The 10,064-nt window shown below is 51.0% G+C and carries 10 protein-coding genes; all 10 read right to left on the bottom strand.

Translation table 11 applies throughout. The annotated features are described in order from the left end of the window. Positions 1-6: 6 nt before the first annotated feature. On the bottom strand, positions 7-1,290 hold the full coding sequence (locus COY37_RS09230; RefSeq protein WP_286678959.1) for an amidohydrolase family protein: 1,284 nt from the start codon (positions 1,288-1,290) through the stop codon (positions 7-9). Beyond that, the gene (locus COY37_RS09225) at positions 1,287-2,120 is read right to left on the bottom strand and encodes an MTAP family purine nucleoside phosphorylase (RefSeq protein WP_286678960.1); all 834 of its coding nucleotides are present in this window, start codon (positions 2,118-2,120) and stop codon (positions 1,287-1,289) included. The genes COY37_RS09230 and COY37_RS09225 overlap by 4 nt, the downstream gene beginning before the upstream one ends. Positions 2,121-2,185: 65 nt before the next feature. Beyond that, positions 2,186-3,283 (bottom strand): cyclic dehypoxanthinyl futalosine synthase, encoded by a 1,098-nt coding sequence (mqnC, locus tag COY37_RS09220; RefSeq protein WP_286678961.1) that lies wholly within the window; start codon positions 3,281-3,283, stop codon positions 2,186-2,188. Between the two features lie 9 nt (positions 3,284-3,292). Beyond that, complete coding sequence (locus COY37_RS09215) at positions 3,293-4,123, bottom strand: menaquinone biosynthetic enzyme MqnA/MqnD family protein (RefSeq protein WP_286678962.1); 831 nt, start codon at positions 4,121-4,123, stop codon at positions 3,293-3,295. 91 nt (positions 4,124-4,214) lie between these two features. Continuing rightward, a complete protein-coding gene (gene mqnE, locus COY37_RS09210; RefSeq protein WP_286678963.1) occupies positions 4,215-5,309 on the bottom strand; it encodes an aminofutalosine synthase MqnE in 1,095 nt (364 codons plus the stop codon). A gap of 17 nt (positions 5,310-5,326) precedes the next feature. Continuing rightward, positions 5,327-5,938 (bottom strand): UbiX family flavin prenyltransferase, encoded by a 612-nt coding sequence (locus COY37_RS09205; RefSeq protein WP_286678964.1) that lies wholly within the window; start codon positions 5,936-5,938, stop codon positions 5,327-5,329. Position 5,939: 1 nt separating this feature from the next. Next, positions 5,940-6,812 carry a UbiA-like polyprenyltransferase gene (locus COY37_RS09200; protein ID WP_286678965.1) on the bottom strand — a complete coding sequence of 291 codons (873 nt, stop codon included), beginning with the start codon at positions 6,810-6,812 and terminating at the stop codon, positions 5,940-5,942. Further along, entirely contained in the window at positions 6,805-8,250 is a 1,446-nt protein-coding gene (locus tag COY37_RS09195) for a menaquinone biosynthesis decarboxylase (RefSeq protein ID WP_286678966.1), read from the bottom strand. The genes COY37_RS09200 and COY37_RS09195 overlap by 8 nt, the downstream gene beginning before the upstream one ends. Positions 8,251-8,833: 583 nt before the next feature. Continuing rightward, positions 8,834-9,382 (bottom strand): hypothetical protein, encoded by a 549-nt coding sequence (locus COY37_RS09190; protein WP_286678967.1) that lies wholly within the window; start codon positions 9,380-9,382, stop codon positions 8,834-8,836. A 128-nt stretch (positions 9,383-9,510) separates the two neighbouring features. Beyond that, the gene (locus tag COY37_RS09185; RefSeq protein WP_286678969.1) at positions 9,511-9,972 is read right to left on the bottom strand and encodes a ribonuclease HI family protein; all 462 of its coding nucleotides are present in this window, start codon (positions 9,970-9,972) and stop codon (positions 9,511-9,513) included. Between the last annotated feature and the right edge of the window lie 92 nt (positions 9,973-10,064).

Genomic DNA, 10,064 nt, shown 5'->3' with positions numbered 1-10,064 from the left:
AAGCAATTAGCGGTTATAGACTATGTTCCCGCTAAGGATAGTTTGGGATATGAGGGACTTCGATGCTGTTTCAATCAGGTAATCGTAAGGGTCGGAAGCGGTGTCTTGATGGTTCAGAATAATAAAATCCGCCCGCTTACCGGGGTCGATACTCCCGAGGTCGTCTGCAAAGCCGAGTATGCGCGCGGCACCCAGGGTCATCATCTCAATCAATCTTTTTGGGGATAAAGCTGCCGATACCTCCGATTGGGGTTTTGCTTGACCAAGCTGCTTCTCTAGGATTGCGCGAGCTTTTCGCGCCTCGACAAAGAGGTCCATGTCGGGGTTGCTTGCTGGACTATCGGTACCAAGGCCAAACTCCAGGCCGTGTTCGATGAATTGCTTGATCGGCGCCTCCCCGGACCCAAGAAGCTCGTTTGACGTCGGGCAGACTGCAACCGCAGAACCTTTCTCTTGTAAGAGCGCGATATCCCGGTCGCTAAGCCACACGCCATGTGCCGCAATAAGCGAGTCTCTCACTAAGCCGAGATCATTCAGGTAGTACGCCGGTGTTTTGCCCGTACCTCCCTGTTTGATAACTTCAAGCCGCATCTTTTTGCCGATTGTGGATGCAAGAGAACCCGTTCCGCTGCAAATAAGCTCCACTTCGGCTTGAGTCTCGGTAAGATGGATACTTAAGGGAAGCCCATATTCAAGGGAAATATCGTTACAGACTTTAAGCGCCGACTTCGAGAGAGAGTATACCGAGTGCGGCGAGAGACCCACCTTGATATCGCCTACCCCAAGGATGCTTTGAGCGCTTTTAACTCTCTCCAGCAAATCGACTACGGCATCGGTAAGGTTGCGGTCGTCGATACCGACGGCTTCCAGATACACGAGCGCCGGCATCCCCGCCTCCGCGACCGCCTGAAGTCCGACGCCCGATCTCGTGATATCGGCAGTGCATGTAATGCCCGACACGAAGTACTTTTTAACGCCGGCGCGAGATGCCGACAACCAGTCATCCCGTTGCATCTTAAGGCCGGCCTGTATGATGGTGCCGACCCATTCGGAAAAAGGCGTTGGCTTGGCGAGAAAATCAAACGACGAGCACTCAAGATGCCCGTGAAGGTTGACCAATCCGGGCATAAGAATAGCATCAGCGAATTCGGTGACCTCTTCACCGGGATTAGCGGCCAGAAGCTCGTCTTTCACGCCAACGGCATTAATACGACCATCGGTTACAAGAACCGCTCCGTTGGCAATTGGGGGATTTGAAATAGGTAGGATTATATCGGCCGCATAAATCATGTACGCGGTTCCTCTTTAAGAAGGGTCGGCTTGCGCAACTGCGTGCATTCGCAGGTTGCTCTATCTGCAGTAGTGCGGAGCGCATCGATCAGGATTTTACCGATGGCCTCAGACTCGCCGTAAAATATCTCGGAAAGCTCATCGTGCGACCAACCTTGAACTATTCCCTCCGCATAATTTACTACCAGGTAAACGCCGGCATAGCATGCGCCGATTTCCCGAGCGAGATAGATTTCCGGGCACATGCTTTGCCCGACGACATCCGCACCCCATTGCTTTAATACCGCAACTTCAGCGGGGCTTTCAAAGTGGCGACCGTCCGTCACCGCATAAATCCCCCGCTCAAACACCCGTGAAATCGCAAACTCACGAGATGCCTTAAGCAGGTTGTTATGCAAATCCGGGCAGACGGCCTTTCTCATAACAAGCAAATAATCCGACCCCAGGCTCACATCTTTGCGCATGGAATTATCGATATAATCGGTCGGGACAACGATGTCTCGCGGGTTTAGCAGGTGGTTTACCGCCCCAACGCCGCCCTCGGCAAGGATGTTTTTCACACCCGCTTCTCTAAATACCCAGAACACCTGCCGTGAGGCATCGGCCCTCGTCACACCCGAGCGCCAACCGTGCATCCTGCAAGCCAGAACTCGTCTGTCGCCCACTTTGAAGAGCTTAAACGGGGGGCTTTCGCCGTACGGCGTCTCAAAGCGTAAGCCATCTTCGACGACTTCCACATCGGCCTCATCCAACTCCTCCGGAAACCGTATTGAAAATGTACTCGACCCGCCAATAATCGCATAGCCGGCGGTTGGTATTCTATCAGCCATTTATTCATACCTCAAAACTCGAATAATCCCACTCTCGCAATTCCCAATTCGCAATTCGCAATTCCCTAAAATCTCTCAATAACCTCATACACGGTATTTCTCCTGGCGGCACGCTTGCCGGTCGCCTGTATTATGCGCACCATCTCATCCTTGGACATCGCATAGGCGATGCCGGTTGCCCGAACGACGTTTTCCTCTATCATAATGCTCCCCAGGTCATCGGCGCCAAACGACAACGTCAATTGCCCGATCTCTTTGCCCTGGGTTACCCACGAGCCCTGGATGTGGTCGACGTTATCGAAAAAAAGCCTTGATACTGCAAGCGTCTTAAGATAAGCCCTCGTTGACACTATTTTGCCACCGAGTTCGGTGTATCCGGGCTGGTAAACCCATGAGATGAACGCCCTGAAGCCGCCCGTTTTATCTTGTAGCCGCCTGACCTTACTCATGTGCTCGACCCGGTCCTCGATGCTATCCGGGCCGCCCATCATCATCGTCGCCGTGCTCTCGATCCCAAGGTTATGCGCCTGCTCCATTACTTCAAGCCAGCGCTCGGCGGATATTTTATTGGGGCTGACCGCCTGGCGATAATGGTCGACCAGGATCTCGGCACCCGCCCCGGGAAGCGAATCCAAACCGGCTTCATGCAAACGCCTGAGCGCTTCATCAACGGTTACATCTGAAATCTGGGCGATATAGGCCACCTCTGGGGCGCCAAATGAATGGATCGTAATCGGGTAACGCTCTTTGATGTTACGCAGAAGGTCCTCGTAATAGTCGATTTTCAAATCGGGGTGCAGCCCGCCCTGCAACATAATCTGGGTTCCTTCAAGGGTTAGGGTCTCCTCGATCTTTTTAAATATCTGGTCGTTGCTCAAGAGGTATGCCTCAGGGTCTTCTTTATCGCGGTAGAAAGCGCAAAAGCGGCACTTGCTGGTGCAAATATTGGTATAGTTGATATTGCGGTCGATGATAAAGGTAGCCGTGTCGGGAAAGCGTCTTCTGCGCACAGTATCGGAGGCGGCGCCGATAGCCAGCAGGTCTCCCTCTTTAAGAAGAAACACCGCTTCCTCATCCGTTAGACGCCGTCCATCCGCCACTTCGCCCAATATTTCATATTGATTTAAGTTCTGATTTAAGCTCTGCTTTAAGTTGTTATCCATGTAGTTCTATTAAACCTCCACGAACTCCAGCTTCGGGATTTCCTGGATGAAGCCGAGTTCATACGCCCTCGTCGCATACGCAAGCATGTCCTGCTGGTAGGCCAAATCAAGATCAAACCTGAGACTGCCGAAATAGGCCTTCATAAAGTCGTAATCAAACGACTCCCACCTCGAGGCGGCCTTCGCTATTTCATCCACTTTGTCGATGCTGTATTCCATTGATTTCATAAACGCCCGGTGCACCTCGGCAACCAGTTCGGGATTCTCGGCTGCAAAAAGCCTTCGAGCTGCCCAAACCGCAAACACCATACGCCTCCCCGTCATCTCTTTCCACTCTACCCCAAGGTCATAGAGGTAAAGGTCTTTTGGGGGGTTATATAAAACGCGAAGCGCATCATCTCCGATTAGAAGCGCCCCATCCGCCTCCATCATCATCTGAGGAAGGTCGGGCGGGCAGACGAAATATTTGGGTGACACCTTGTATTTATCTCGCAAAATGATCCGAGTAAGCGCCTGTGACGTCGCTGAAGAGCTGGTCAACGCTACCATGCGCCCGTCCATCTCCTCAAGCGGCACTTTACTCACAAAAAGGATGCTCTTAACCTCACCGTCCGCCGCCACGGCCAAGTTCGGTAACAGCATCAGGTCTTTATAGTTGCGACAATACTCGATCGAAGAGATCGGGCTTATATCGAGCTTGCCCTCGAGGAGCATTTTATTCAGTTCGGTCGGTGTCCCTTTGATCAACTCCACATCAAGAAGAACATTATTGTGCACCAGGCCGTAGTAAAGAGGCAGGCAATTTATAAACTGTATATGACCGACTTTCGGCCTAAACAATTAGATTCCTCCCAATTATTCGTTTTAATCTTGTAAATCACTTAGAATCTTAAATCATCTTAGATAATCTTAAACAACCGCAAATACTCTGTTACTCGTACACCCTAATGATGTTGTAGAGAGTGTCTCTTTCGACAGGGGTGCGCCCCGTGTCTTTTATAAGGCGGATAAGCTCTTCTTTTTCGATTGACTCATCCGTTTGCGCTCCGGCCATGTGCGTTATCTTCTCCTCAACGACCGTGCCGTCCAGGTCGTCGGCGCCAAAGTCGAGTGCGAGCTGGGCGATTTTCAACCCGAGCATAATCCAAAACGCTTTTACATGGTCGAAGTTATCGAGCATCAACCGGGAAATGGCGATCGTTTTTATATCATCGAACGCCGTCGTTCTCTTTATGCCGGCAAGATCGGTATTATCGGGATGAAACGCGAGCGGGATAAAGCTCTGGAAGCCGCCGGTTTTGTCCTGGTGCTCGCGTAGCTTTATCATGTGGTCGATGCGCTCCTCGTAGGTCTCGACATGGCCGTAAAGCATGGTCGCATTGGAGCGTAAACCCAGCTCATGGGCCAAGCCCATAACTTCAAGCCAGCGATCGCCGCTTGCCTTGTTCTCGCAAGTAAGCCCGCGTACACGACCGCTGAATATTTCAGCGCCGCCGCCCGGCATCGACCCTAAGCCCGCCTCCTTTAATTTCTCGAGTACGCCTCTTGCGGTCAACCCGGATATCTTTGCAAAATAATCGATCTCGACTGCAGTAAAAGCCTGGATATGTATGTCGGGCAGGGCCTTCTTGCACTCGCTTATCGCCTCAAGGTAATAATCAAACGGAAGGTCGGGGTGGCAGCCGCTCACGATATGTAGCTCGGTCGCCCCCAGCTTCGGGGCCTCAAGCGCACGCGACATGATCTCTTCGAGCGTCATCGTATAAGCGTGCGGTTCTCCTTCCTTAGCCTTAAACGCGCAGAATTTGCACTGATTTACGCACACGTTGGTCAAGTTTATATGACGGTTTACGTTAAAATATGCGTGGTTTCCGCTCTTTTTCTCCTTAACGTACCGGGCCAAGGCACCCAAAAACAGGATGTCGTTTATCCCGTAAAGCGCGATGCCATCCTCCCTAGAAAGTCGCCCGCCCGACATAACCTTCTCCTCTATCTGCTTCATATCGATGCTAGTAACTGTTGCCATTTGATACCTCCACTATCTTATTCACCCTGCCAGCGCTCAAAGAGCGTATGTTCAACCCCTAATTGATCGAGGACTTTTCCCACAACAAAGTCGACCAAATCCTCTATCGTTTTTGGATTATTATAAAAAGCCGGCATTGCGGGCACTATTTTAGCACCGGCCCCCTCAGCTTCAAGAAGATTTTTCAGATGAATCCGGTTAAACGGCGTTTCTCTCGGGACAATTACAAGGCGCCTTGACTCTTTTAAAGCCACGTCCGCAGAGCGCTCGATCAGGCTCGATGAGAGGCCGCCGGCAATCGCCCCCAGCGTCGCCATCGTGCACGGAATTATCACCATGCCCCCTGTAAAATGAGAGCCGCTGCACATCGGGGCCATTAAATCATCGTCTCGATAGTAACTCAGCCGGGCCGCAGCATTGGATGCTTCAAGCCATTCAGCCATCTCAGCGACCGCATTGTCTTCGTTAAATGAAAAACCCAGCTCATGTGTGATAACCAATTTGCCGGGGTTGGATATTATAAGTGAGACGTTAAAGTCTTTTCTGAGAAGTTCTTGTATAAGGCGTTTGCCGTAGACCACGCCGCTTGCGCCGGTTATGGCAACTACGTATTCAAGGTTAGAGCCCAAGCTATCCCAGCCCCTTAAGCAGATACCTGGCTGCAAAGTCGAGTCCGGTAAAAGCGAATATCTGCAGGCTAATAAACCCGTTAACTGTGAAGAACGCCATATTGACCCTTGAGAGGTCGTTCGGCTTTACTAGCCTGTTCTCATAGGCCAAAAGCAGCGCCGTTATCATCACACCAAAGTAATAGATGGCACCCATCTTAAACGTCACGCCGACCGTAAACAACAGGCCAACCGTGAGTACATGGAACATCCTGGTAACGAGCAGCGCCCGTTTTACCCCAAAAACAGCGGGAATCGAGAGCAACCCATCCTGGTGATCGACATCTATATCCTGGCAGGCATAGATAATGTCAAAACCGGCAGACCACAACATAACCGCACCGCCAAGAATAACAACAGGCCAGCTCAAGCCATTTGTTATCGCAATCCAGGCGCCGATAGGGGCAAGACCGAGGCTGATACCAAGAACTACATGATTTAACCAGGTAAAACGCTTGGTGTAAGAGTAGATAATGAGCGGAAAAACAACTGCGGGCCAGACAACCCTTGCAAGGGGGGCCAACTGGTATGTGGCGATAAAAAAGACCGCAAGGCTTACCATGCTAAAGACCATTACGTACCGTGAGGTAAGCTTACCTGCGGGAATTGCGCGCTCTTTCGTGCGCGGGTTGCGCGCATCGATTTCACGATCGATGTAGCGATTCATCGCCATCGAAAAACTTCTCGCCCCAACCATCGCAATCGTAATCCAAACGATTTGTTTGAGGCTGGGCAGACCGTTTGCAGCAAGCATCATGCCCATGTACGCAAAGGGCAGCGCAAATATCGTGTGCTCGAACTTGATCATTTCAAGGATGGTTTTAAACTTACCCAAGGCCTAATTCCTTCCATTTACTATCGACGAGGCGTTTTGTCTCCTCATCCATCTCTATGTCGTCCGGCCATTCCCGGGTATGCCCTTCCTCAGGCCACTTCTTGGTGGCATCGATCCCCATCTTCGAGCCGTATTTCGGCGTATTCGATGAGTGGTCGAGCGCGTCAAGCGGGCCTTTAACGACCATAATATCACGAGCGGGGTCAACGTTGTTAAATACTTTCCAAAGGACTTCCGACATATTTTGGGCGTCAACGGTGTGGTCGACGACAATTATCATTTTGGTAAACATCATCTGCCCCAAACCCCATAGCGCGCTCATTACCTTATACGCGTGCGCCGGGTAGCTTTTCTTTATCGAAACGATTGCGCAATTGTGGAAAACTCCTTCCAGCGGGAGGTTCAAGTCCTCTATCTCGGGCAGTGCGGTCTTTAAAACCGGCAAAAATATCCGCTCGGTGGCTTTACCCATATAACAGTCCTCCATCGGAGGTTTGCCGACAATCGTAGCAGGATAGATGGGGTTCTTGCGCATGGTGATGCACTTGATGTGAAAGACGGGATAGTAATCGGCCAACGAGTAATATCCGGTATGGTCGCCGAACGGGCCTTCCCGCCTCGTCTCCTCGGGGTCAACATACCCTTCGAGGATTATCTCCGCGTTTGCCGGTACCATTAGATCGACCGTTTTTGCTTTTACGACATCTACCGCCTGCTTACGGATCATCCCCGCGAAGAACAGCTCCTCGACATTTGGCGGAAGCGGCGCGGTTGCGGAGTAAATCGTGGCCGGGTCCCCGCCAAGCGCCACGGCAACCTCAATCGGCCGGCTTTTCTCCTGGTGCTTACGGTAGTTATGCGCCCCGTCGTGGTGTGCGTGCCAGTGCATGCCGGTGGTTTTCGCATCATAGACCTGCATCCGGTACATCCCGAGATTTTGCCTTCCGCTTTCCGGGTCTTTAGTAATAACCAGGGGGAGCGTGATGAACTTTCCCCCATCCTGCGGCCAGCACTTTAAGACCGGGATATCCTCAAGAGAAAAATCATCCGCCAGGACTACTTCCTGACACGGGGCGTTCTTGACTTCCCTGGGTTTATAGTCGGCGATGTTCTTAAGCTTCATCAACGTGCCGAGTTTTTGCCAAAAGGTGCTCGGCTCGCCATCGGGGAGAAGCCCTGCAAGGTTCTGCGGAATCTCATCCAGATTATTTGCGCCAAGAGCCCAGCTCATACGCTCATACGAACCGAAGGCATTCATGAGTATGGGCATCTTCGAACCCTTTGGGTTTTCAAAAAGCAGGGCGGGCCCGTAGCTCTTGCTCACCCTGTCGGTAATCTCGGTAACTTCCAGAACCGGGTCGACCTCGGCCTTGACCCGCTTGAGCTCGCCTTTTGATTCAAGAAACTTGATAAAATCCCTGAGATCATCAAATGCCACGTATAATAGCCACCTTTCGATTCACTAAAGTGAATTATAGCGTTTACGTAGCTAAAGTTGCAATTTGCCCCTGCTGTTTTGGTAATCATTTGACGAACAAGAGACGGGGACAAAACCGCCAATACCCCAAAATAATTTCTTGGATTATTTTATAAAATATGTTGACACCGCTGGTGATTTTTGATAGATTAGGAGTAGACCCCAAGGGGCTGGACGCGAGGACACTCGGGAAACCGACGTACCGGGAGCGGCTTCAAGGTAGACACTATGGAGGGTGGCCGTAAGGCCAAAATGTATAGGTGTCGCCGAGAGAAACGAAACGGGAAATCGTGAGTAGAGAGTGGCTCAGGAAGGTTTCTTGGGGTTCTTTATTTTTGCTTTTTAGTAGGCCGAAGTTTTGCGGCCTTTTCTTTTTGCTTATACTTACCCTCTCGCTACCAGATTGCATGCAGAACAAATCAGACAAAAAAGTGGAGGCCGGAATCTTACGTCCGACCTCCACTTAACAGTAGCATATCTTGCTCTATTCGTTTACTTGCGGCTTCAATAGCCGATCCTGCTTTATCCCGAACTAACGATAGTTTTAATATGGACCCTGTACCGTAGCGTTGATGCCTGTTCCACCCGTCGCGCCTCCGTTGCAATTATTGCCGCAACCTGCGCCCGGAGCACATACTCCTGAGCGCGGTCCGTGCTGATCCGGTTTGCTGGCACCGCGCACGCAAAGCCCCGGGCCGCCGGCCTTATGGTTCATTCCTAATCTAATCCTGGTTTCCATTCTTTCAAGAAGAGCGGCTTCCTCACCGGCGGTAATCTGTCCTGCTTTTACCCGCTGGTCAAGGATTTTCTTCCTATCTTTAAGAATCGCATTCATAATCGCCTCTTGCGACACGTTTTGCTCTTTAGCCATATCGGCCAGGCTTTCCCCGTTGTTGCGTTTCTCGATAACCTGGTCCGGTTTCAATCCAAGCGTCTCGCTAAGGCTATCGAAGACTCCACAACACCCGCTGGCAAAAGCGCGCCGAGCGCCATCTGCCTTGGCGCCACTTGCTGCGAACGATATCCCCGCAACAGCGGTTAATGCGACGCCCACTACAAGAAACCCGATTAATAGCTTCTTTTTTAAGTCCATCTTTGCTCCTCTCATAAAGCCATAATTAGCTAGATATTATTAATTTACCATAAAATGCTATAAAAGATGTGAAGAAGTTGTGAAGATTACGCTAAATTTATTTGGATTTATTATATAATCGCCGGCCCTTAAAACAGATTTCCCTGCTCCGGCATATCGTTCGGCTGTTTCTGCGGTAATTGTTGTTGCGGTTCTTCTCTGTTTTCAAACTCATCAATCGCTTTATTGGCAAGCTCATCGGCAGCGGAGTTCTCGCTGCGGTATATGTGCTTGATCTCAACGCTGGTGCACCCGGCCAAAAGCTGTTTAACCCTATCATACAGGGGCTTAAGCCCCATGTTCTTAACCTTGTACTCGCCGTTAAGCTGCTTGACCATTAGCTCGCTATCGGCGCGTATTTCGATTCTAAAGGGTTTGTAGTGAACCGCCTGTTCGAGCGCAAGGATAAGCGCCCTGTATTCGGCGACGTTGTTCGTTGTCTCGCCGAGGTACTCGGAAACCTCCGCCAGTACGTCTCCCTTAACGTTCTTTATCTGCGCCCCTGCGCCGGCAGGCCCAGGATTACCCCGGGCCGCGCCATCGCTATATATAATAACTTTTCTTGATATATCCCTGTAATCTATTTCCGGTCTCCTCTTCTTGCACTAGTGCCAGAACACCATAATTATTGTGTCATTCTGAG

Source organism: Candidatus Aquicultor secundus, from assembly GCF_002791875.1.
In the GTDB taxonomy this organism is placed as follows: domain Bacteria; phylum Actinomycetota; class Aquicultoria; order Aquicultorales; family Aquicultoraceae; genus Aquicultor_A; species Aquicultor_A secundus.
The sequence above is the reverse complement of the archived record's forward strand: the minus strand, read 5'-3'. Positions and strand labels throughout refer to the sequence as shown.

What these genes read in the sequence shown, in the direction of transcription:
- COY37_RS09230 (WP_286678959.1), bottom strand. Translation starts at nt 1,290, where the DNA reads ATGATTTATGCGGCCGATATAATCCTACCTATTTCAAATCCCCCAATT.
- COY37_RS09225 (WP_286678960.1), bottom strand. Translation starts at nt 2,120, where the DNA reads ATGGCTGATAGAATACCAACCGCCGGCTATGCGATTATTGGCGGGTCG.
- mqnC (WP_286678961.1), bottom strand. Translation starts at nt 3,283, where the DNA reads ATGGATAACAACTTAAAGCAGAGCTTAAATCAGAACTTAAATCAATAT.
- mqnE (WP_286678963.1), bottom strand. Translation starts at nt 5,309, where the DNA reads ATGGCAACAGTTACTAGCATCGATATGAAGCAGATAGAGGAGAAGGTT.
- COY37_RS09190 (WP_286678967.1), bottom strand. Translation starts at nt 9,382, where the DNA reads ATGGACTTAAAAAAGAAGCTATTAATCGGGTTTCTTGTAGTGGGCGTC.